20 protein-coding genes are annotated in these 23,346 nt (G+C 63.8%); 2 read left to right on the top strand and 18 right to left on the bottom strand.

The window, feature by feature from the left end; translation table 11 throughout:
• Positions 1-4: 4 nt before the first annotated feature.
• The 18 genes from QW868_RS10580 to QW868_RS10495 form a co-directional block, all read right to left on the bottom strand.
• A complete protein-coding gene (locus QW868_RS10580; protein ID WP_316230512.1) occupies positions 5-982 on the bottom strand; it encodes a TylF/MycF/NovP-related O-methyltransferase in 978 nt (325 codons plus the stop codon).
• A 251-nt stretch (positions 983-1,233) separates the two neighbouring features.
• The gene (locus QW868_RS10575; RefSeq protein WP_315738909.1) at positions 1,234-2,208 is read right to left on the bottom strand and encodes a hypothetical protein; all 975 of its coding nucleotides are present in this window, start codon (positions 2,206-2,208) and stop codon (positions 1,234-1,236) included.
• Between the two features lie 7 nt (positions 2,209-2,215).
• A complete protein-coding gene (locus tag QW868_RS10570) occupies positions 2,216-3,109 on the bottom strand; it encodes a hypothetical protein (protein ID WP_316230511.1) in 894 nt (297 codons plus the stop codon).
• 52 nt (positions 3,110-3,161) lie between these two features.
• A complete protein-coding gene (locus QW868_RS10565; RefSeq protein ID WP_316230510.1) occupies positions 3,162-4,250 on the bottom strand; it encodes a GSCFA domain-containing protein in 1,089 nt (362 codons plus the stop codon).
• A 57-nt stretch (positions 4,251-4,307) separates the two neighbouring features.
• Positions 4,308-5,252 (bottom strand): TylF/MycF/NovP-related O-methyltransferase, encoded by a 945-nt coding sequence (locus QW868_RS10560; protein WP_315738906.1) that lies wholly within the window; start codon positions 5,250-5,252, stop codon positions 4,308-4,310.
• 702 nt (positions 5,253-5,954) lie between these two features.
• Positions 5,955-6,617, bottom strand: coding sequence for a class I SAM-dependent methyltransferase (locus QW868_RS10555; RefSeq protein ID WP_315738905.1), 663 nt, complete (start codon positions 6,615-6,617; stop codon positions 5,955-5,957).
• Between the two features lie 27 nt (positions 6,618-6,644).
• The gene (locus tag QW868_RS10550; protein WP_316230509.1) at positions 6,645-7,694 is read right to left on the bottom strand and encodes an aminoglycoside phosphotransferase family protein; all 1,050 of its coding nucleotides are present in this window, start codon (positions 7,692-7,694) and stop codon (positions 6,645-6,647) included.
• The gene (locus tag QW868_RS10545; protein ID WP_316230508.1) at positions 7,672-8,289 is read right to left on the bottom strand and encodes a hypothetical protein; all 618 of its coding nucleotides are present in this window, start codon (positions 8,287-8,289) and stop codon (positions 7,672-7,674) included. The genes QW868_RS10550 and QW868_RS10545 overlap by 23 nt, the downstream gene beginning before the upstream one ends.
• 9 nt (positions 8,290-8,298) lie before the next feature.
• On the bottom strand, positions 8,299-9,336 hold the full coding sequence (locus QW868_RS10540) for a zinc-binding dehydrogenase (RefSeq protein WP_316230507.1): 1,038 nt from the start codon (positions 9,334-9,336) through the stop codon (positions 8,299-8,301).
• A gap of 8 nt (positions 9,337-9,344) precedes the next feature.
• Positions 9,345-10,268: a transketolase family protein gene (locus QW868_RS10535; RefSeq protein WP_315782713.1), complete on the bottom strand. Its 924-nt coding sequence runs from the start codon at positions 10,266-10,268 to the stop codon at positions 9,345-9,347.
• Positions 10,265-11,113: a transketolase gene (locus QW868_RS10530; protein ID WP_316230506.1), complete on the bottom strand. Its 849-nt coding sequence runs from the start codon at positions 11,111-11,113 to the stop codon at positions 10,265-10,267. Before QW868_RS10530 ends, QW868_RS10535 begins: the two co-directional genes overlap by 4 nt.
• Before the next feature lie 42 nt (positions 11,114-11,155).
• Positions 11,156-12,154 carry an NAD-dependent epimerase/dehydratase family protein gene (locus tag QW868_RS10525; RefSeq protein ID WP_315777123.1) on the bottom strand — a complete coding sequence of 333 codons (999 nt, stop codon included), beginning with the start codon at positions 12,152-12,154 and terminating at the stop codon, positions 11,156-11,158.
• A gap of 12 nt (positions 12,155-12,166) precedes the next feature.
• A complete protein-coding gene (locus QW868_RS10520; RefSeq protein WP_315712798.1) occupies positions 12,167-12,775 on the bottom strand; it encodes an SIS domain-containing protein in 609 nt (202 codons plus the stop codon).
• A complete protein-coding gene (locus QW868_RS10515; protein WP_315738896.1) occupies positions 12,772-13,710 on the bottom strand; it encodes an SDR family oxidoreductase in 939 nt (312 codons plus the stop codon). Before QW868_RS10515 ends, QW868_RS10520 begins: the two co-directional genes overlap by 4 nt.
• Positions 13,711-13,818: 108 nt before the next feature.
• Positions 13,819-14,541 (bottom strand): nucleotidyltransferase family protein, encoded by a 723-nt coding sequence (locus tag QW868_RS10510; protein WP_316230505.1) that lies wholly within the window; start codon positions 14,539-14,541, stop codon positions 13,819-13,821.
• 9 nt (positions 14,542-14,550) lie between these two features.
• Positions 14,551-16,038 carry a PfkB family carbohydrate kinase gene (locus tag QW868_RS10505; RefSeq protein WP_409997764.1) on the bottom strand — a complete coding sequence of 496 codons (1,488 nt, stop codon included), beginning with the start codon at positions 16,036-16,038 and terminating at the stop codon, positions 14,551-14,553.
• Between the two features lie 482 nt (positions 16,039-16,520).
• Positions 16,521-17,633: a hypothetical protein gene (locus QW868_RS10500; protein WP_316230504.1), complete on the bottom strand. Its 1,113-nt coding sequence runs from the start codon at positions 17,631-17,633 to the stop codon at positions 16,521-16,523.
• A gap of 306 nt (positions 17,634-17,939) precedes the next feature.
• A complete protein-coding gene (locus tag QW868_RS10495) occupies positions 17,940-19,442 on the bottom strand; it encodes an MBOAT family protein (protein ID WP_315738893.1) in 1,503 nt (500 codons plus the stop codon).
• A 455-nt stretch (positions 19,443-19,897) separates the two neighbouring features.
• Between QW868_RS10495 and QW868_RS10490 the strand changes: the two genes are divergently transcribed.
• Together QW868_RS10490 and QW868_RS10485 are read left to right on the top strand one after the other, a co-directional pair.
• Positions 19,898-20,947 (top strand): hypothetical protein, encoded by a 1,050-nt coding sequence (locus QW868_RS10490; RefSeq protein WP_315777126.1) that lies wholly within the window; start codon positions 19,898-19,900, stop codon positions 20,945-20,947.
• 406 nt (positions 20,948-21,353) lie between these two features.
• On the top strand, positions 21,354-23,309 hold the full coding sequence (locus QW868_RS10485) for a TIGR04372 family glycosyltransferase (RefSeq protein ID WP_315738891.1): 1,956 nt from the start codon (positions 21,354-21,356) through the stop codon (positions 23,307-23,309).
• Positions 23,310-23,346 lie beyond the last annotated feature (37 nt).

The raw sequence follows: 23,346 nt of genomic DNA, 5'->3' as shown, positions 1-23,346 counted from the left end.
CGCATTACTCCGGATCAGCCGGGATGCCGCGATAGGCGTGGATGATGAAGCGGGTGCCGCCGACCGAATAGTCGCCGCCGTTGGAGGCCTCGATCGCGAACATCTCGACCAGCTCCTTCCAGGCCTGCCGTTCGCCCGTGGTCGGAATGGCACGATTGGCGTTCCAGTCGTCGAAGCAGATGACGGCGCCGGTCGAGATCATGCCGCGCTCGAACAGAGGGACGAGCGCATCCATGGTCGACTGGTAGAGGTCGCCGTCGAAATGGATCATCGCAAACCGCGTCTCGGGCGGCAGCGTCTTCACGGTGTCGGCGAACCAGCCTTCGTAGAGCTGAAAGCGGTGCGGCGGAATGATCTTGCCGATCACGGCGCGCAACTGCGGCGCGGCCAGCACCTTGCAGCCGCCCTTGGCCCACGCGCCGGAGATGACGTGCGGAGCGACCTGGTCGACCGGCGAGGTGATCTCGGGCAGGCCCTCGAAGCTGTCGAACAGGCGTAGAATACGGAACGGGTTTTCTCCGGACGCGCTCTTGCCGAGCGGCTGGCGCTGCAGGTCGAACACCATCGACGTGGCGATCGCGCGGGCGCTGAAGCCGCCCATCGTGCCGAACTCGGCGATATCGCCGTTGACATGGGCGCTGTTGACGTATTGGACGCACAGGGTGAGCGTCTTGGCGATCTCCTGTGCCGGCAGGATCAGCACGTCGGCATAGCTGTAATATGCGCCGGGCGAGGGAAGCTGCCGCGCGCTGTATTTCTCCAGCGCGATGTCCTGGATGATGCGTCCGTCATCGACCGTGTCGGCGGACGGGGCTGCGATTGCCACGGCCGGAGGCCTGTCCTGTACGGTGGCGCTGCTGCCGTTCCCGTAGGGCCAGGGCAGCGGCGGCTCGAACATGATCGCCCGTTTGACCGAGCGCATCCAATACAGTGCGTCCGGCGGCAGCGAGGTGGCGAGCGCATTCTTCAACGGTTGCAGCATTCAAATTCTCCAACGCGGCGCTGTTCGATGACCGCAAAACGGCCTTGAGGGATGGCGCAGATGCGACGCTGCGCCGGAGAGAGGTGTTCGCCTGGCAACGCCCGACAGGCGGCGTCACGTCGAGACGGGATCGCGCGCTCGGTGACGGCGATATCGGCGGTGAGTGCGCGCCTTCTGCGTCGCGCGCAAGCCCACCTGCTGCCTCCTGGCTTAGCCGTCCTCCATCCATGGTGCAAGCGGGCGGCCATGCGTCAATAGAGGCTGGCAGCCCGGCGTCCGTCGGCCAGCGCGTCGTGGGCGTCGGCGGGCCGCTCCTTCGGCAGCTTGACGAAGAACGGGTCGGCGGGCCAGTGGTTCATGCCGACGACCATGATTGTCATCTCCTCGTCGGGCATGCGCGGCATGAACACCAGATCGATCGCGGAGCGTGTCTTGTGCGACGGCGGGCTGCCGCGATGCATGAGGCGGGTCGCATCGAACACCAGCAGATCACCGGTCTTGCCCAGAACCGTGTGCTCCCGGTAATTGGCGTCGCGATACTGGAACGGACCGGTCTGCTCGTCGACATCGCAGAGATAGAGCACGCCGCGAATGACGCCGGCCGGGCAGCCGTCGCTGTGCCATTGCTGGGGACCGATGCCCTCGGTCAAATGCGGCTTCGAGCGCACCAGCCGGACATTGGCGACCTTGGCGGGGCAGCCGAGCACGCCGCGGAAGAAGGAATCGAAATCGCCGCCGCTGAACAGCGCGTGCAGATAGTCGACGAGCGCCGCCGATGGCATCCCGGTCTGCAGATCCTGCGTGTAGGGAGCGACGCTGTTGCCGGCCCAGTCCCATGCCGAGTGGCGGTTGCTGACGTCGCGGTCGAAGCTCTCGGTTTCCCGGAACATGGCCGCCTTTTCCGGATTCGTGCTGATCACCGTGACGCCGTTCTGCTGGAAGGCGACGATCTTGTCGGCGAGCTGGCTCGGCGTCTTCTGCGGATCGAACTTCGGCGCATGGGCCGTGCACATCGGCGGCGCGCTGTTCGCGGCCGGCAGCAGCGTCAGCTGGCGCGGCTGCGCCGTGCCGTTCTTGTCCGCGGGGGCTGCGTCTGGACTGGGATGTCCGTTCAGGCGGTCGAACGTGTCGGCCCGCACCAGGCGGTAGCCGAGAGCGCTGAGCGCCTGGTTGACGCCGCCCTTGAGCCGCTGCTTGGCAGTGCTGATCATCGGTCCCAAGGCCATGATGTCCTCATGCTGCGTTCGGCTTGGTGGGCTGGAACGGATCCAGGCCGCACGCCATTCGATAATAGAGTTCGTATCGCGGGTGATTGGCGACGAGGCCGCGGCTGTCGATCGCATGATCGATCAGCGACTCGAGCAGGAGACGGGCGCCCTTGGGCGGCAGATGCACCCCGTCGAAATCGAACTCCGGACGCAACAGATCGCCCTCGGTCAGGTCGGGCCAGCGGTCGACCGTGAAGAGGTTCACCGAACGCACCTTCTGCGCCAGCTTCCAGTTGAACGCCTGAACCAGCTTGGTCCGGACGGAGACAGGGCAGTCGTAGTTCTGCAGCTCTCGGACGCGCGCTTCCTGCCGGGTCGGGGGAACGACGCTCTGCACGTAGACGCGCTTGAAGCCGGCCTTGACCAGCTGATCGAGCCCGGCGACGAACGGCCCGAGCCGTGCCTCGATCGCCTCGTCGATGAGATCCCACGGCACCAGCGGCTTGTCGAGCAGAGGCAACGTGGTGGCGAACGGCGGAACGAAGTCGTGGGTGTCCTTGAGGAGTTGCAGGAGCGGACCGCGAACGTCGATCTCGCCGACGGTGATCATGATCAGCGGCGGCCGCACGGCCTGGCCGACCGCCTTGGCAATGGCGAAATCGACCTCGTCCATCGACAGATGCGTCGCGTGTCCGTTGCGCACCAGGCCTTCATATTCGAGGAAGGCGATGAAGTCAGGATGAAACTCGCCGGTGGCGGGATCATAGAACTCCCGCGCCGTGGCGCCGGGGATGTACTTGGTACGGGCCATCACCCAGGCGCCGGTCCACCGCTCCCGGAACACCATGTTCCGATACGGCAGGGAATGGCTGTCGCCGACGATATAGACCGGCAGAACCGCTTCGAGCTCGGTGTCCACGCTGATACGTCCCCCCTCACATCACAGGCTCGGCCGCGGCCGCCGCTCGTCCTCAGTTGTTACGGCTCGCGGCCAGTGCGCGGTAGAACTCGTCCTCGTCGCAGATGATCTGCGGCGCGGCCGGAGGAGCCGCCGGTTGCATTCGTTCGTCATCACGTGCGGATCGCACCTCTGCGCCAGCGTCCTCGCCGGTGAACTGCGCGAAGAACAGCTTCATCGCGCGCGCGACGCCCTCGGACGTGACCGAGCGCGCATCGTCGGCGAAATACGCCCCCGCGTTCTTCGCATTGGTGATGATCTCGTAGGACGCGAAGTAATGCACGTTGTCGAAGCGCCGGACCATCTCCTCGGCGGCAACGCGCAGCACGCTCTTGGAATAGGTCGTGGCCTGCAGCACGTGGCGCGGCTCCATGGTGGCCGCGAGCGGGACCGGCGAGACCGTCAGGATGATCTGCAGGCGCGGATTGGCTGCCGACATCAGGTTGATCGCCTCGGCAAGATAGCCGGTGGTCTCCATGACCGAGAGATTGTGGAACGCGTATTTGGCATCGTCGAAGTCGCCAGCGCTGCCGCACCCCGGACAGGTCGGATACACCGTGCCGTCGAGCTTGGACACCCAGCTCTCGGTCAGACCGAGCGTGAAGATGAAGATGTCGGTGGTTTCGAAGAGCCGCCGCACCGCCTGCAAATGCTGCTTCAGATCGGCCTCGGCCTCGACCATCGAGATGTAGCCGCGCGGCGTGATGCGGGGGCGCAGCAGATCGAACACCCAGCCGTCGCTGTCGGTCCAGAACTGATCGGCTGGCCGGAAAGCTCCGAACGCCCGCTGCAGCAGTTGCAGCAGTTGCAGGGTGCTGTAGACGTTGCCGTAGCGCGCGGAGAACACGCCATAGCCGAAGCGTTCCTCCTGCTCGGGCGTCAGATGCGGCGGCGCCGGCTCGGTGACATAGTAATTGTAGCCGCGCTCCTTCAGGGCGCGCGAGATGTGCTGCGCGAAGCAACTGCCGGCCGAGGCGACGCGCTGATCAGGACCGAAGCGGAGCCGCGCGGTCAGATGAGGATCGAGATCGGATGGGCTGCGCTCGGCAACGGCCTGACGCCAGAAGCTGCTCGCGGGCAGCGTGGTGTAGGGACAACTCATGCACTCACCCTCTGACCGCATGGGGCCGCGACGCAACGAAAGCGAAGCGCATGCTGCTCAAGCCCTCGGCTTCATTCCGAGATAGGAATGAATGATGAACTTGGTGCCCTGGATCGAGTAGTCGCCGGAATGGCTGGCGACGATGTTGAAGCGGCTGACGAGGTCGGCCCAGGCCTTGCGCTCGCCGGCCTCGGGGTCGGCCTCGTTGCAGTTCCAGTCGTCGAAGCAGAGCACGGCGCCCTTCGAGATGAAGCCGCGTTCGAAGCACGGCACCAGAGCATCCATGGTGGATGAGTAGAGGTCGCCGTCGAAATGGATCAGTGCAAAGCGCGTGTCGTCCGGGAGCAGCTTCACCGTGTCGGCGAACCAGCCTTCATAGATCTCGACCCGGCTGGGCGGAATGATGGCCTCGACCATGGTCCGCAGATCCGCGGCGCTGAGAATCCTGCAGCCGCCCTTCGACCAGGTGCCCGATTTCACGTGCTGCGACTCGAGGTCGACCTGCGCCGTGATTTCCGGCAGGCCCTCGAAGCTGTCGAACAGGCGCAGCTTGCGCAGCGGCTGGTTCGGCTGATAGCGCGGGTCGAACACCATCGCGTTCGCCAGGGTGCGCGCGGTGAAGCCGCCCATGGTGCCGAATTCGGCGATATCGCCTTTGACATCGGCGCTGTTGATATACATCACGCTCAAGGTCAGCGTGCGCGCGATCTCCTTGGCGGGCAGGATCAGGACGTCGTCGATATCGAAGAACAGGTACGGCGCGCTAATCTTGTGGGCGTCGAGCCGTTCCAGGGCTTCGGTCTGCCGCGTCCGCGGCTCCGACCCCGCTCCGGCGGCCGGCGCGGGGACCGGTTGAGGCTCGGGTTCGGGCTTTGGCTCCAAAGCGGCCTGCGGCCGTTCCGGAGGCGGCTGCCCCATCAGCGCGCGCTTGATCGAGCGCAGCTTGAACAGGGTCTGGGGGGGCAGGCCTTCGGCGATCGCCACCTTCAACGACTTCGTCATGACAGCCCCGTTCCCTGCCGCTCGCGATGTTTCGCTGCCAATCTATAGATACATTTTGCAAAGATCGCAAAAGCGGCATGCGGGATCCGCACTCGTTTTGCGTGGGTCTTCAGCCGGGGAGGCCGACAAAGCCGCAATCCGGGTCGCCGGCGCTCGAGCCGGTTCCGACGTGCGCGTCGACGACGAATTGGCTCGCATCTTCAGGTGCATCACCCTTGTCCAGTCAGGTGACGAAAAATATTCTTCTTTCGTTTTTCCAGAAAACGTGGTTTTCTCTCGCCATCCCGCCTCGTGCAGAGGGACGTACGCGTCGTCACGATACGTGGAGGTGGGCTGCGATGGACGTGACGGCTGCGCCCGACGAGCGCAAGCGTTACGGACGGCGAAGTCGTGTGGTCCTGGCCTCTCGACGCTGAGGTCTGCGCAACGCGCCAAAGGCGCGTTGTCGCAAAATGGGGGCAAGAACGCCGATCCCCAGGGAGAGCACGAAGGACACCGTTAAAACCGATCGCGCGGGGAAGGCCGGGATGTCCCAGCCGAACCTGTGGTACCTGCCGCCTGCATTTCTTTCTGCAGGCGGGCCATGGGGGCGGCAGGCTCCCGGCCTTCCTCGCGCCCTCTCAATCGAGAGGGCGACGATCTACAGCAACACTCGGACGCCAATGCGTCGCGAGAGCGCCTGTCGACGCTCTCAGCTCGCACTCATTCGAAGAAGATGAATTCGTGGTCGCCGGTGTAGCCGGAGCGCTTGAATTCGAACGCCCATTCCTCGGGGGTGTGGAAGATGCGGCAGGTGAGCTGCCAGTACATCAAATTCACCTTCTCGCGCTCGTTGCGGTAGCCCTCGACGCAGAGATATTTGGCGCCGCGGCTGACGCGCTCCATCTCGCGCAGGGCGGCATCGAGATCGTAGTTGTAGAGGTTGTGCAGCGTGTTGATCGAGATGACCAGATCGAAGTGCTTGTCGGGGTAGGGCAGCTTGGCCGCGCTGCCGACCTGGCAGAACGGCTTCACGCTCTCCATCGTGTGCTCGACGCCGTAGGACGAGACGTCGATGCCGGCGACCTCGAGATCCGGGATGGCCTCGCGGAAATCGTGCAGAATGAAGCCCTTGCCGGAGCCGACGTCGAGCACGCGCATGCCCGGCTTGATGCCGTACGTCTCGATCATCGCGTCGGCGACCTTGCGCCAGCGGCCGTCATATTTGTAGCCGCCATAGCCGGTCTCGCGGCTGCCGTCCCAATAGTCGTAATCGTACTTGATCGCCATCTCCGCGACATCGGCCTTGTCGCGCTGGGTGACGCGCGCGAGATAGTCGCGCTTGGTCGATTTGTGGACGAGACTGACGAACTCGCGGTAGGCCATGAAGATCTCCGGGCGTGGGATTGTCGGTTAGTCGGATGTGGCGCCGATCAGGCCGAGCTGCGCCTCGGCCTTGGCGAGCTGCGCGGCGCAGCGCTGCGCCCAGGCGCCGGTGTCGGCGAAGGCGCGCCTGGTGGCGCCGAGCGGCAGGAAGTCGTTCAGGATGATGCAGGTCCACTTGACCTGGTAGGCGTCGAGCAGCAACCGGCAGCGCGCGACGCTGGCCGCATCGAGCCCGAGTCCCTCGGTCAGCCGCTCGGTGAAATGCTCATGCACGGCCAGCGGCACCGGCACCTCCGGCTGGCAGAAGAAGTCCGACGCCAGCTTGGCCGGATCGTCGCGGCCGGCATATTCGAAATCGAGGAAGGTCAGCTTGCCCGCGTCGTCGATCAGCGCGTTGTGGAAGCCGAAGTCGGACGGCGACAGGCAGACCTGATCGGCGGGGATGGCGGCCTCCAGGCCGAGCCCTTCGGCCGCGGCGCCGCTCAGAACGGTCGCCTTGACGTCTGCCCAGGCCGGCTGCAACTGCGTCGCCACGAATTGCCGGGCCTCGGCCACATGCGGTACGTCGGAATCGAGTGTCGCCAGCCGCGCCACACGGCGCTCGACGGTCGCGATGTGCTCGGCCAGCGAGAAGCAGGCTTCCGAGCCCGGCGCCAGCGCAGGGCGGGGCGGGGCGTTCACCGCGAGCACGAAATCGATCGCGGCCTCGACATGAACAGGTGCCAGCTCGGCAGCCGTCAGCTTGCGTCCTTCGACGAAGCTGTAGAGGCCAGCCTGCTCGGCGCGGTCGCAGGCCAGCGGTTCCGGCACGACGCGGACGTCGCGCGACCAGGCATGGCTGATGAAGCTCCATTCAGCGCCGAGCCGGTCGCGGGTATCACGGGCATCGGTGAAGTAACGCTTGAGCACGAGGGGGCCGGCCTCGGTGTCGACGCGAAAGACCTGGTTGTTGCGGCCGCCAGCCAGCCGCGTCAGCTCCCGCGGGCTCGGCTTGCCGGCCTGCGCGGTGAGGCGCTGCGCCAGCGCCAGCAGGGCGGCAAGATCCGCGCTGGCCTCAGCCGCGGTCACGGACGACATCCGCCGCGATCTCGGCCCAGGAGGCGCGGCGCTCATAGCCCGTGGCCTTGGTCGCGAACTGGTCCTCCGGATCGAACAGCACCTTGCGCATGCCTTGCGGAAATCCGGCCATGGCCAGGATCTCCGGCAGGTCGTCGACGAACAGCTCGCAGGCCAGCGCGTGGGCGCGGGCAACCTTCTCGTCCTTGGTCAGCTCGAAGAACACCCGGTCCGGCGCGATCTGGCCGGGCGCTGATCCCATCAGGCCGCGGTCGGTCAGGAAGCCGCGCGCTGCGGCATGCATGTCGTGCTTCGGTCCGAGAATGGGGTGCCGCGTCTTATGGCTGACGATGAACAGGTCATGGCCGGCCGCACGGGCCGCATCGACGAACTCCGCGAAGCCGGGGTAGGGCGACACCAGGTCCATGCGGGCGCCATAGACATAGCCCTGCAGCTCGGTGAAATCATCCTTGCGCCCGCTGCCGTTGAGATGGTCGCGGACGCTGTTCTTGTCGCGGCCGAGGTCGGCCGGGATCAGGCCGCGCTCCAGCGCGGCCGCATGAAACACGCCGTCATAGCAGGCGATCGTGTTGTCGAAGTCGATCCCGATCCGCATGGCCTGGACTTAACGCAGCGACATGTCGATCAGCGGACGGCCGACCTTGCCGGCGGCGAGATCCTGCAGCGCCTGGTCGGCCTGGGCGAGGCTGTAGGGCTTCGACAGGAGATCCCGCACCGGGAAGCGGCCGGAGCTCAGAAGCCGGCCGTAGCGGCCGTAGTCGCGATCCGGAACGCTGTCGCCGCCCCAGGTGCCGAGCAGGCTCTTGCCCTGGTTGAAGACGCCGGGATTCAGCGTGAGCGCCGCGCCATGCTTGGCATTGCCGATCACGACCGCGCGGCCGCCCTGCTGGCGCGTCGAATTGATCGCCTGCTCCATCACGGCCGGAATGCCGGAGGATTCGACCGCGAGATCAACGCCCTGCGGCACGATCTTCTTGATCTCGGCCAGCACGTCGCCGCTGGCATCGATGACGTGAGTCGCGCCGTAGATCTGGGCGAGCGCGCGGCGGGTCGGGTTGGGATCGATGCCGATCACCGGCATCGCGCCGGCCAATGCCGCTGCCATCAGCGCGTTGAGGCCGATGCCGCCGGTGCCGAACACGGCGACCGCGTCGCCCGGCTGCACCTTCAGCACGTTGTAGACCGCGCCCATGCCGGTCGGCGCGGCGCAGCCGAGCAGCACCGCGACATCCATCGGCAGGTCGGAGGGCAGCAGGGTCAGGCGGTTCTCGCTGACGACAGCATGGCGCTGGAAGGTGGTGACGCCGCCGGCGTTGACCTTCTTGCCGTCCCAGTCATAGACGGCGCCGCCGGCCTCGATGCCCGTGCCCTTGATCCAGGACAGCACGACCTTGTCGCCGACCTTGACCTTGGTGACGGCGCTGCCGGCCTCGATCACCGTGCCGGTGCCCTCATGGCCCAGGCAGTGCGGCACCCATTTGTCCTCGCCCTTGTCGCCGCGCCACTCCATCACCTGCGTGCCGCAGGCGCCGGAATAGGCGATCTCGACCAGGACCTGCCCCGGCTTCAGGGCCGGCGTCTCGATCTCGGCCAGGACGAGCGGCTGGCCGGTCTGGACCAGGAGGGCAGCTTGGGTCTTCATGTGATGTCTCAGCTCAACGCGTGGATGATCTTGTCCGCGATCTGGTGGCCGGTCAGTCCCAGCACCTCGCGGGCGTATTCCTGTTCGCCTGATTTCTTGAAGAAGGCGTCCGGCGTGCCGAAGCGCAGGAACTTCTGGTGCTTCGTCTCGGTATCGGCGAGCCATTCGGAGACGGCGGAGCCGAAGCCGCCGATCAGCGAATGCTCCTCGATGGTCGCGACCAGCTTGAAGCGGCCGAAGGCCTGCTTGAGCTTGTCCTCATCCAGCGGCTTCACGGTGTGGAAGCTGACGACCTCGGCGGAGATCCCCTTCTCCTTCAACTTATGTGCCGCTTCAATGACTTCCGGCAGCATGTTGCCGGTGGAGAGCAGGCAGACGTCGCTGCCTTCCTCGATCGTGATGGCCTTGCCGATCTTGAAATCCGCAAGAGGGCCCTTGTGAACGACAGGCTCACCCTTCTTGCCCATGCGGATGTAGACCGGGCGGTCCTGCTGCATCGCCGCGCGCAGCGCGCCGCGCACCTCGAAGGCATCGCCCGGGCAGATCACGACCATGTTCGGGATCGAGCGCAGGAACGAGATGTCCTCGCAGGCGTGGTGGGTCGGGCCGAGGCCGGAATAGGCGAGGCCGGCGCCGACCGCGACGATGGTCACGGGGACTTCGTGATAGCAGACGTCGGTGCGGATCTGCTCCAGGCAGCGTGTCGTCACGAACGGCGTGATCGTGTAGGCGACCGGGCGCAGGCCGTTCATGGCCATGCCGGCGGCGACGCCCATCATGTTGGCCTCGGCGACGCCGCAGTTGAAGAAGCGGCTCGGATGCTTGTCCTTGAACTTGTCGAACAGGCGGTTGCCGATGTCGCCCGAGAGCATGACGACGCGGCTGTCCTCGTTGCCGAGCTTGGTCAGTTCGTCAGCGAAAGCGTTTCTCATGACAGGCCGAGCTCCTTGAACGCCTTCGCCACTTCGTCTGCGGTGGGGGCGCGATAGTGCCAGTTGTTGTCGTCCTCCATGAACGACACGCCCTTGCCCTTCACGGTATGGGCGATCAGCGCCACCGGCTTGCCGGAGCCGTTCGGGATGTTCTGCATGGCTTCCGCCAGCGCGCCGATGTCATGGCCGTCGATCTCGTGGGCGTCCCAGCCGAAGGCGGCCCATTTGTCGCGCAGCGGCGCCAGCATCAGGGTTTCGTTGGAGCGCGCGGTCGCCTGCCACTTGTTGTAGTCGACGACGACGCAGACATTCTCGAGCTTCTGGGCGGCGGCGAACATCGCCGCCTCCCACACCGAGCCCTCGTTGTTCTCGCCGTCGGAGAGCAGGGCGAACACGCGGTAGTTCTCGCCCTTGATGCGCCCTGCGAGCGCCATGCCGCAGCCGAGCGGCAGGCCGTGGCCGAGCGAGCCGGTGGCCGCCTCGACGCCGGGCAAAAGGTTCGCCGGCGGATGCTCGGCGAGCCGGCCGCCGTCCTGGCAGTAGGTGTCGAGCTCCTCGATCGGGAAGTAGCCCTTCATCGCCAGGGTCGCGAACAGCGCCGCGGCGGCATGACCCTTGGAGAGGATGAAGCGGTCGCGCAGCGGGTCGGTGGGATTCTTCGGGTCGATGTTCAGCACATGCCAATAGGCTGCGGTCATCGCATCGGCGCAGGACAGCGACGAGGCCAGATGCGCGGCCTGCGCCTTGTGCGACATCTCGATGATCTTGCCGCGCAACCTTGCGGCCTGCGCCTTCAGGGCGGCGGCGTCAGGCTTGGCCGCCGGGCTCCGGACTGCAACGTTCATCGTGCTCTCCAGTCGCGCTTCTCCGGGAAGCGCAGGGGTCGATCAGGGTTTATGTTCGTACTTGGTCGGCAGCTTGGCCATGACATCCTCGAAACGTCGCGCCCAGGCGATGACGTCGTCGATGCCCTGTTCCAGCGAGAACGTGTCGCGCCAGCCGAGCTCGGTGCGCAGCTTGAAGCTGTCGAGCGTGTAGGCGGTGTCCTTGCCGGGGCGCTCCGGTCCGATCTCGACGCAATCCTCGAACGACTTGCCGAGACGCGCCAGGATCATCTCGACCAGGGTGCGGATCGAGACCAACTCGTAGCCCGAGATGTGATAGGTCTCGCCGAGCTTGCCGCTGCGTCCGATCTTCACCGTCGCATCCGACACGTCGGTCATGTGGATGAAGACGCGGATCGACTTGCCGCCGCCGTCAAGCCGCAGCTTCTGCCCCGTCATCGCCGCCACGATGGTGCGCGGCACGATGCGGTAGAGCTGCTGGCCCGGGCCGTACACATTGGCCGCACGTGTGAAGACCACGGGGAACTGGTAGTTGGCGAAATAGGTGCGCAGGCTCATGTCGCCGGCCGCGCGCGACACGGCGTAGGGCGTCGACGGGTTGAAGGCTGCGTCCTCGCGCACCCAGCCCTCGGTCGAGCCGTAGACCTCGGGCGTCGTGACGTGGACGTAGCGGTCGAGGCCGTCATAGTTGCGCAGGATGTCGTGCAGCCGGACCGCGGAGACGACGTTGGTCATCATCCAGTGGTCTGGATGCAGCCAGCTCTCGCCGACCATGCTCTGGGCCGCGAAGTTCACGACGTGAGTCGGCCGCTCCGAGGCCAGCAGCGCCTTGAGCGCATCGAGATCGTGATTGAGATCGACGCGCTGGAAGCGGACCTTGCCGGGACGCTTCTGCCATTTGTACGGCAGGAAGGCGTCATGCGGCTCGTCCGAGCGGCTGGTCGCGATCACGTCGTGACCGGCCGCGGCCAGGAAGTCGACGAAGGTTGCGCCCGAAAACGAGTTCGAGCCGAGGATCAGGTACTTTTCGTTCGCAGCCATCGTCCCTGTCCGTCAGACCTCGCGCGTCGTGATGATGTCGCCGCGCTGGGCGTACAGCCACTGCATGATCATGTGGCCGATCACCATCTGCGCGTCCTCGGCGATCTGCATGTCGTCGACCGCGAAATGGATCGGCACGTCGGCGAGCGCCTTGGCCTTGCCGCCGGAAAAGCCCAGCACGGCATAGCTGGTCATGCCGATCTTCTTGCCTTCTTCCAGCGCCTTCAGGATGTTCGGCGAGTTGCCGGAGCCGGAGAAGGTGATCAGCACGTCGCCCTTGCGTGCGAGCACCGCGAGCTGCAGCGAGAACACCTGGTCATAGCCTTCGTCATTGGCGAGGCAGGTGATCACGGATGGGTTCGACGACAGCGAGTGCACGCGCAGACCCGAGCCTGGCGTCTTCGAGAGCGCGTAGAGGAAATCGTTGGCGAGGTGGTTGGCGTTGCCGCCGCTGCCGCCATTGCCGCAGAAGAACACCTGCCGGCCGGTCTGCCAGCAGTCGCGCAGATCATAGGCGAGCTTCTCGACCGGGCTCCAGTCGAAATCCTTCAGCACGGTGCTGAAGCGGCTGGTGTAGTCGGCGAACAGGCTGCCGGGGGTCTTGAAGGCCAGGACGTTCATTTCACGACCTCCTTCTCCATCCATTTCAGATTGTACCAGCGATCGTCGTTCTTGAGCTGGCCCTGCGAGTACATGCCGATGATTTCCTTGATCGCGTCCTCCACCGTCTTCTTCGGGCGGAAGCCGGTCGCGAGCAGGCGATCGGAGTTGACGCGATAGCTGCGCGGGTCGTTCGAGGGCGTCACGATGACCTCAGCCGGCACGTGCTTGGTGACCAGATTGGCGATGTCGAGGATCGAGATGTTCTCGAAGCCCGCATTATAGATCCCGGTGTGCTCAGGATGATCGAGCAGGAAGAGATAAAGGTCGGTGATGTCGTCGATGTGGATGTTCGGCCGGGTCTGGTCGCCGCCGAACACGGTGATGCGGCCGTTCATCAGCGCCTGCATCGTCAGCATGTTGACGGAGACGTCGAGCCGCTGGCGCGGAGAGTAGCCGCACACGGTCGCGGGACGGACGATCTGCACCACCATGTCATCCTTGTAGGACAGCACGATGCGCTCGCCGCACATCTTGGTCTTGTTGTACTCGGAGATCGGCAGCAGCTCGAGATCCTCGGTGACCTGCTCCTCTTCCTTCACGCCGTAGACGCTGCCGGAGGACGCGTAGATGAAGCGCTTGATGCCGTGGCGATAAGCGCGATCGGCGAGCTGCATCGTGGCGAGGCAGGAGATCTCCCAGGTCAGCTTGGGGTCGAGATCGCCGCACGGGTCGTTGGCGACGCTGGAGAGATGGATGATGGCGTCGACCCCGGTCAGGTCGATGGCGTCGGGATTGCGGACGTCGCCCTGGACGACGGTGAGATCCGGATGCGGCTCGAGGAAATTGCCGAACCACATGATGTCGAACGCGACCACCTTGTGGCCGGCCTTCAAGAGCTTCGGCACGAGCACGCTGCCCTTGTAGCCGCACGCTCCGGTCACGAATATCTTCATCTGAGCAATCCCCGTGGCTCGCCTGTCGTGTCGCCGGCTGGCGCGTCGCGCGCACCTTTATACAAATTGGCTAGGGAAGGCGACCAGCCCGGCGGCGCAAGCCGCCCGTCAGACGTCCCCGCCACGGCGCGGTTCGTGATTAAACTCCAAATGGGCCCGGCGCAAGCTTTCCGGGTTACCGATATCCCGATGATAACCGCTGGTTTCCACGCACAAAATGCGTCCGAGATAGTTGGGGATGATTTCGGTGGAGAGATCGACGATCGGCTTTCCCAACGCGGCGATGTCGGTGATGACGGCAGGATCGAACACGTAGACCGCGCCATTGGCGAGGTTCCCAGGCGGATTCTTGACCTTCTCGTGGAAGGCGATCACCCTGTGCTGATCGTCCAGCTCGAGAATCCCGCACGAGCTCGGATCATCGGTGCGGAACGCGAGCATCGTCATGATGCAGCCATCAGGGCGGTTGCGATGGGCGGAGAGCAGCCCCGCGGCGTCGAAATCCGTCAGATTGTCGGCGTGAGCCACGAGGAAGGGCTGGTCGCCGAACCAGGCGCGATTGGCAAGCACGGTGCCGCCCGTCCCGAGCAGTTCATCTTCGTGAACGAGATCGATGCGGTCCCGCCAGCGCGATTGCGCCACGTGCGCGCGCACCTGTTCGGCGAGCCAGTGTGTGTTGAGCAGCGCGCGCTCGATGCCGCCTTCGAACACGAGATCGAGCCAGTAGTCCAGCAATGGCCGGTCGTGCACACGCACCAGGCATTTCGGCGTCGTATTGGTCAGCGGGCGCAGCCGGCTTCCGATCCCCGCCGCGAGCAGGAGGGCACGCATGACGATATCCTACTCCTGGCTGAACCCGGTCTCGTCGATTTCCCGCACCAGCTCCGCCGTCGTCAACGGCAGGTTGCCGACGCGGGAGACCTGGAGGGCGGCCGCCAGCGATCCGAGATAGGAGGCCCGCCAGATATCGGCGCCCGCGCGCAGGCCCATCGAGCAGGCCATGAAGAAGCTATCGCCGGCGCCGGACACGTCCTTCGGCGACGGATTGAACGCCGGCAGCCGGTCCGAGGTGAAGGTGCCATCCGCCAAGGTGTTGATCAGCGCGCCTTCGGCGCCGAGCGTGATCACCAGATTCTTGGTGCGGGCCCGCTCGACCAGCCGCTCGCTGATCACGGCGAGGCCCGAGATGAAGTCGTTCAGCGCGACGCGCGCCTCGCGCTCGGTCGGCGTCAGCAGGGTCATGCCCTTGAAGCGGGAGACGTCGCCGGTCTGCGAGGACACCTGGCTGTCGGCCGCCATCATCACGCCCTGTGCGCGGGCGCGATCCGCGATCGCGTCGACCAGATCCTGCGGGAGGCAGCCATAGTTGAAGCAGGAGAACAGCAGCAGATCGCAGGTCTTCAAGGCACGCTCGACCGATGTCAGCATTTGCCGCTGCAGGTCGGCGTCCGAGGCGTGCTGGCGCAGATGGTTGACCCGCAGCAACGTCTTGTTGAGCGCGCGAAAACGCTGTTTGCGCGTGGTCGGCCGGCTCTGGTCGGTGAAGGCGTTGAAGTTGACGCCATGCTGTTCCAGCGTGTTGCGCGCGAATCGCGCCGCCTCGTCGTCGCCGACGAGCGTGAAGAACTTCACGTCCGCGCCGAGGCCATGGGCATGCGCCGCAACCGCGCCGGCACCGCCGACGAAGGTGCGGGTCATCAGCGGCGTCACCACGATGGTCGGATCCTCCTGGGACATGCCGACCGCATCGCAGGTGACATATTCGTCGACGATCAGGTCGCCGATGACGGCGACCCGCATGCCGGAGAGCTTGCGGAGCAGATCCTTCAGATTCGTGATCTCGAAGCCGTGGCGCTTGGGAAATTCCTGCGGTTTGCGAACCGTGGAGATGTCGATGTTGGCGTCGCGTTCCAGCAGCGACAGCGACGCAAAGCGCAACTCACCGGACGAGAAGATCAGCCGCCCGCCATAGACGTCCACGGCCTCCTGCTCGGGATTGGCGCGATCCTCGAACTCCTTGCCCTTGACGACGACGGTCGGCTTCAGATGCGCGATGAAGTCGGACGCCGACGTATCCAAGCGCACGGCATGGTGCACAAAGGCGATGGAACGCACATTTTCGAGGCGCATGTCCTGCGCCAGGGTCACGCCGGGCGTCGAATCGGGATTGACGCCCACGACCAGCACGTCGGCCTGCTCGGCGGCGAACTTCAAGAGCCGTAGATGTCCGGGGTGCACGACGTTGAAGTTGCCGGACACGAACGCAATCGTCTCCCCGGAGTCACAAGAGGCGCGAACAGTCTGGCAGGCCAGATCCATCTCACTCATATCGATCACCTGATCCAAGGAATTCACCTCCGGCTCGATCGGGCTGAGGTAGGACATCCGGCCAGCGTGTCATTCGCCGGCCGAAGAACTCCGATGCAAAGCGTCGCTGTCGCCCGGCACATCTGCACCGCGAATCCCGTTCCGATCTGCATCTTTCATGCCCGACATTGATTTCGTTGCGAAAAAAACAAGCGCGACCCCGAGATCGGAGCGATGGAGGGGCCGGCGGCCGATCATTTCCAATGGTCTCTTTATCAGGTGTGCGCAGCAGCACAAACAGTCCTGTTAGCTTGCGGTTGTGTGGTCGCGTCGGAATGCGGCTTCCGGAGAGCTCATCGTCCTTCACGGCAATGCTCGGCGCTGTGCAGACGAATCAGGCGAAGGATGGATCCAAGAATGCTCCGGCGAGAGACGGACTGCGTTGCGCTGGTCGGCGGGCCACGCGGAAAAGCCTCGGGGACGCCAGTCTCTCGCAGGACGTCTCAGTGATAGAGGTCGAACTGTTCACCTTGTCCTTTTTCAAGATCGGCCGTCAACGCGCTGCGGTCGATCAGCGGAAACAGCTTGCTGAACTCGGGGCGGTCCAGCAGTGCGAGGTAGGTCTTGAGCATGCCCCGTTCCGAAGGATGCGCGGGATCGAAGAAGTTGCCGGCATCGCGCGATATCTCGGTGCGGCTCATGTCGAAGAACTGAATGCCTAGCTGCGCAAATCTTTCGACGGTCTCTGGACTCCTGATCTCGCGCCAGAGTCCGGAATAGGGCCAATAGGCCTCATCGGTGTCGAGAAAGGCGGCAGCGCTCTCCAGGAGCGGATACTGGATTGCAATCACCGAGAACCCGCGCTCGCGGGACAGCCGAGACAGCCGCTCGATCTCGCCAAATTCGCGTTCGCTGAGATGGGGCGCGCCCGGAAACGAGGAGGTGACGTATTGAGCGCCGCGCGCCAAGGTTTCGGCTGCTGCATTCCGGTAAGGTGGCGCGACCATGACGGAACCATCCTTGCGGAACCCGAACTTGCCACGGATCGCCTCTGTTCCTATCAGCCTGTTGTTGTCAACAGGCTCGAGCTGCGGCGTCATCATGGCCGAACGGATTGCATCGAGGTCTCCGTGGGCCCGCGTGACGAAGTCTGCGACGTCGTGCAGCTTCCGCCGATGCGAATCGATGCCCTGGGCGAAGTCCATCGTGCGTTCTTTCCGCCAGACGTCAGCGAGGAAATCGCCAAACAGGAAGTAGTCCAGCGCTACGACGACTACGCGCGGCTTCGCCACCGTGGTTGCGCGATCGACAAAGTCCACAACGTGCGTGAGAGGCCAAGCCGTCAGGCACGCATTGTAGGTCACATAGGGGCGGAACATCTGCTCGCGCGCCTGACCGCACCGCGAACTTCCTACCAGCAGAACCTCAGGACGGACCTGTTTGATTCGTTCGAGCTTGTAGGGTGCATAGTCCTTGAAGGTGCCGAGCCAGACCAGCCGTTCTGTGCGCGATTGCTGGGCTGCAATCATGGAGAGCGGAACGGTCGCGCCCAATCGCCAGCCGGCCCATTCGAAAACAGCCAGCAGCGGCAGGAAAACGACAGCAAACAGCGCCACTACGATCGCAAGATACCGCGCCAAAGTTCGAGCCCGCCTTGATGATTGTGCTTCGGGAGTTAGCGAGTTTGGCTCGCAATCCGCGTCGTGCTGGGAGTTGATTGCGCTAAAATCAGGCTAATAGCTTGGCGTGGTTGCCGCAAGCGGATGATGCGCCAGCGCCACGCCGCCTGCCTGGACAGCTTCGACGAGAACATATTCGGATTCCTCAGCAGGATCGGCGCGATCGACGGCCCTTCTGCGTTCACTAAGCCAGAATGTCGGTGGCGAGGGCTCGAGGCCCGTCGCTTGCCACGCCCGGCTCGTTCAGAATTGGAAGTAGAGGAACTGCGAGGTGTCTCCGGCAATGATGTTCATCAGAACTGCCGCCACGAGCGCGATGGAAGTTCCGATTGCCCACGGCAAGGACGGTCGCCACTTCAGGTTCAGAATGCTCCAGGGACGAGGGTTGTGGTAGGTTTCCAGCCCGACCTTCCAACGCTCGAACATTGTGTTCACGTTGGGCAGGGTGAAACAGGCGACATAGCCTGCCAGGATCGCGATCATGACGCGCGGATCGACGAGGTTCGTTGCCGTGATCTTCTCCGGGTTGGACAGGGCGAGCATCCCCTTGATCAGCCTGACCGCGGCATTCGGATTGTCGGCCCGGAAGAAAACCCATGCCAGAACCACGACGAACTGTGTCAACAATAGAGCCGCCACCGCATACCAGGCGGTCGCCGACAGGCGGGTGAGGGCCGGTCGCTGCGCGACGAATTTGCTCCAGCGATGATTGACGATCAGAAACAGCCCGTGCAGGGCGCCCCAGATGATGAAGGTGAAGCCGGCGCCGTGCCAGAGACCGCCGAGCAGCATGGTGGCGAAGAGGTTGGCGTTTCTCCGGTGCTCGCCGTAGCGGTTGCCGCCAAGCGGGATGTAGAGATAGTCGCGCAGGAAGCGCGACAGCGAGATATGCCAACGGCGCCAGAATTCGACGATGCTCAGCGACTTGTAGGGGGAATCGAAGTTGAAGGGCAGCCGGATCCCGAACATGATCGAGATGCCGATCGCCATGTCCGAGTAGCCTGAGAAATCGAAGTAGATCTGCAGCGAGTATGCGAGCGCGCCGCCCCAGGCGTCGATCAGGTGAAGGTGGCTCGAATTGGCGGCCTGGAACACGGGATTCGCGATCAGGCCGAACCCATCCGCGATGAACGACTTCTTGAATAGCCCAATGGTCAGAATCGTGAGGCCGACCGCGACTTTTTCGAGCGAAATCCTTCGGCTCTCCTCCGAGCCGAATTGCGGCATCATCTCGCGGTGATGGAGGATCGGGCCGGCGACCAGATGCGGGAAATACGTGACGAACAGGCCGTATTTCACGAAGCTTCGCTCATCGGAATACCCCCCGTAGACGTCGGCGAGGTAGGCGATCTGGGTGAAGGTAAAAAACGAAATGCCGAGCGGGAGAACGATCGCGAGCGAGGGGTGTTTCGACGCGGTGATCGCATTGAGGATCTGGATGCCGAAATTCGTGTATTTGTAGAACGCGAGCGCAGCCAGGTTGAGCGTGATGGCAGCTGAAAACAGGCCAGTGCGGAGCTTTCCGGTCTGTCCGGCAATCAGCAGACCCATCGTATAATTGAAGACGATGGAGACCAGGATGATCGGGACGAAGTGAATGTCCCAATAGCTGTAGAAGGTGAGCGACGCCGCGGTGAGCCAGCTGAGGCGCACGACGGGGGCGGCGAAAAAGCGAGCCAGCAGAAAATAGCCGACCAGGGTCACCGGCAGGAACAGGAACAGAAACTCAAACTGCGTGAAAAGCATAACAAGTTTCTTGATGTTGCTGCATATTGCGTTGCTTTATCAATGATTGAGGGCGCTGCCAAGTTGGGTGCACCTCTCCCGCTGCGAATTTCGGGGGATGCCGCCTCCTGACGGCAGCGACGTGCGGCCGGCCTCTCGAAAAGGGCGGGCCCTTTTCGATCAATGATTCTTCTGCTATGGCAGCTCGAAAATCTGACCAACGACGCCAATCCGACGACGCCATGATGGGGTTTCGCGCAATCACTCTCGCCGATGATCGCAGCGGCGAAGAAACCCTCTATGGGCCATGCAGATGACATCCCGATAGGTCTGCGCTCTCGCGCGCAAAGCAAACTGGGGAGGAGCGGGAAACCCTCTGTTCCACCGGCTGACGTCGTGTCTAGACTCTCGTTGTCGAAGCCGAAAGCAGCTGCCACGACACCCACCGAGACAACCTATCGAGCGGGAATTGCGTCATGTCGACAGTCGGCCGGTCTGCACCGGAAAAGTCAGCTGAACCGGGTGGATTCGGGCGCTATCTCATCGCAGTCGGAATTGTGGGCCTGGCGGCCGCGTTCGCGTTTTCGCTCGGTTTGTCGCTGTTCTCGTCCGACGTGTGGACGTTGCGCGATGGAGTGCTGCAGATTCCGCGCCAAGGCGACACCAACTGGTATCGTGATTTCGGAGGCCGCAGCATTCCGCAGATCCAGGACCAGGATATCTTCTACAGCAACCTCGGAGGATCGGTCGAAGCCGCCAAGCGGGCTGACATTGTCTTTCTTGGTCCGTCCTTCGTCAGCTATGCCGTGGACCGGCAGACGCTCGCGCAATCGCCGGTGCTCGGTCGATTGGGGATCTACAACATGGCCTTCGTGGGCATTCGCGGCGGTGAGTTCTCGCGGCTCGTGATCCAACGTTGGAAAATCCGTCCGCGTCTGTGGATCATCAATGCCGACGATCAGTTCGTGCACTTTTTCAGCAACGATCTCAACGTCACTCTTGGTCCGCAGAAACAGCCCATTGCCGCCGTCCAGCGCAATCGAATGCGGGGGTACCTGACGGTGATCGGCCGCAATTTGCACTGGCGTATCGAGGACTTGGTTGCGGCGTATCAGAATGGCTATTTCTCGCCCACCGGCCTCTATCGCAACATCACTGATGGTGACATGGCGCTGGATGCCAATCCGGGCTACGTCGCCTTGGGCAACAAGCCGATGCTGTCGGCCCGCAATCCTGACTGCCATACGACCCCCGCGATTGTCGACTATGCGAAGAGATTTCTCAATGAGGTGGGCGGACAGGTCGTGCTCACATTGGTCCCGCATAGCCAGTCTTGCGTCCAGCAGGCCGCGGAACTGGCGAAAGAATTGAACATCGAGCTGATCGCGCCGCCATTCGATGGCCTGACGACGATTGACGGCGGCGGCCATTTGGATCGGCAGGGCGCTCAGGTCTTTACGAGCCATCTTGCTCGCGAGATCGTCAAGACGGCGGCCTTCAAACGGGCATTTCCCGACGGCAAATGATTGTGCGGGATTTCAGCAAAAGGCGACGCCGGCGCCATGCCGGTTCGTCCGAGACGTCGACGTCTCCCTGCCATCAGGGGCGATGTGACCAGGTGCGGTTGGATGCCGGAATTTCTGAATTCTCCTCTCTCTTAGGTTTGCTCGCGTTCATCCCCATGTTCGGCTTGGAAAATTCCCGACACCTCTGTTATAGGTGCGATCCAAACGGTTCAATCCCTGGTTGGCATTTGCGGGGCGATGTCTCCTTGGGGGAATCTCGCATCCGACCCGGCGAGCGTGCTGTCCTCATCCCGAGAAGTGATCCCGGGCGCGCAGCGCAGGCGACTTGAACGGCCGGTCGTCCAAGCTCTGCCTTGATCCGAACGCGCGGAATCGGGGATTTCAAGGTTGTGTGGAACTTGGTCGTATGAAACTGCAAAAGCGAAGGCCGATGCGCGGCGGGCGCCGACGGTTTGTCTACCAGGTCTTTGTCATAGTCGGGGCGACCCTCAATCTGCTGCCGCGACGCGTGGTGTTCCTTGGTCTGGTGATCGCCTTCGCCGCGAGACTTCCGCTCAGGCGGCGCCTGGCTCAGGCGTATTTTCCCTATGTGACGTCATATCTTGCAACTCGGCCGGAGTTTCGTTTTTCGACGGCTCTCAGCCGCCATTTCCCCGCTGCCTCGCTTCGAGCCCTGAGCAGCATCGGTGCCTATCGCGAGGCCGCCGGCATGGTCGGCCGCGATGCCTTGGCGTCCGATGACGCGGAGACCAGATACGCGCTGGTTCGATCCTTGTTCGAGCTGGGCGAGTTTTCGGAGGCGCGCGACGCCGCGGCAGGAGCGAAGCCCGAACAGCTCGAGGCGATGGTCGATCTCGCCTTCTACAAGGCCATGGTCGACCTCATCGAAGGGGATGAAGCGGCGGCGCTCGATGCGATGTTCTGGGCGTGTCGGAGCAGCCTGCATTTTTTCCGTCCCCACCAGAACATCGCGGCTCGGAATTCACCGCGTTACTTCCCGAACAGCCTCGATTTCCTCTGCGGGGCTCGCGGCCGGCTGTTCGACCTGTGCAACTTCACGGGCCAGCGCGTGATGCATGTCGGTCGCGGCGAGATTGCAATTCGCTTGTACGAGCGGGCTTTGAACGTGCAGCAGGAACTCCGGGCATCGCCGCCACCGCTTTCTGATGAGTTGAGGCGGCTGCTCGACCGGCTCGGCGTGACCCTGGATGCGCTGCGGCTCGTTCCTGAGGAATGGGCGACGCAGATCGGCCATCTGGGCATGCTCGACATCCTGTTTCGCATGCGAGAGCTGGGCTGGTGGTCAGGCGAAGCCGTGATCGTCGTCCGCCCCGACAGCATCGCCAATGCGGTCTTCTTCAAGCTGTTTGAAAGTTTCGGCAAGGTCGTGGTGATCGGTGAAACCGTATCGGAGCGACTGGGTGAAGAACTGCTGTCCTTGCAGCGCTGGTACGGGTTGAATTTCAACGCGTTCAGGCTGCCGGACGGGCGGGTCGTACCTTGGCAGGACGCCGGTGCGATCGCCATCGAACAATGGGAGCGCGAGGGAAGAGGGCATCCGCTGCGTGACGCCTACGATCGGAGTGCGGCCGCCGCAGCGGCTGGCTTCGACGCGTTCCGTTCCAGCCACGGCATGAAGCCCGACGACTGGTATGTGTGCCTGCACACGCGGGACGCTGCGCACTATTTCGAGTTCATGGGCACAGGGCAGACCCATCGCAATGCGCCGATCGAGACGTCTTTGGACGCCATTCGTCTGATCACCACCCATGGCGGATGGGTCATCAAGCTCGGTGGTCCGAACTCGCCGAGGCTTCCGCCGATGGCTCGCACGATCGATTACGCGCTGAGCGAATTCAGATCGGAGCTGATGGACATCCACCTGATTCGCCATGCCCACGCATTCATTGGGACGACGTCCGGGTTGACGAATGTCGCTGTCAGTTTCGGAATTCCTTGTGCGATCGTGAATGCGATCACGACCGACGCCCAGCTGTGGAACAGCAACGTCCGTTTTGCCCTCAAGCCCGTCAGGCTAGCAGACGGCACCGTGCTGACGCAGCATCAACTGACGACGTCGCCCTGGCGCTGGCGCGTGTTCGATGCGGCCGTGCTGGGCCGGAGCGGTGCGCATCCGGAGACCAACTCGGCGGACGACATCCGCCACACGGCCGATGAGGTCCTGGCCATCGCCGACGGTCGGTTGGCTGAATTCGAAGGCGATCACGATGGCGCAGGACTGTTGTCGCGCTGGAGGCGTGCGCTGGGGCTGCCCTATTACTACGGCACCAGCCGTCCGAGCCTCGGTTTCCTGGCCAATCATGAGACGGAGTTGCTGCGCGACGCCGTCGAGGGCCACTGAGCCATGCAGATGGGGGACGGGGTGGCGGAGATGGCAC

This window comes from Bradyrhizobium sp. SZCCHNR1051 (genome assembly GCF_032489615.1).
Taxonomy (GTDB): domain Bacteria; phylum Pseudomonadota; class Alphaproteobacteria; order Rhizobiales; family Xanthobacteraceae; genus Bradyrhizobium.
The sequence above is the reverse complement of the archived record's forward strand: the minus strand, read 5'-3'. Positions and strand labels throughout refer to the sequence as shown.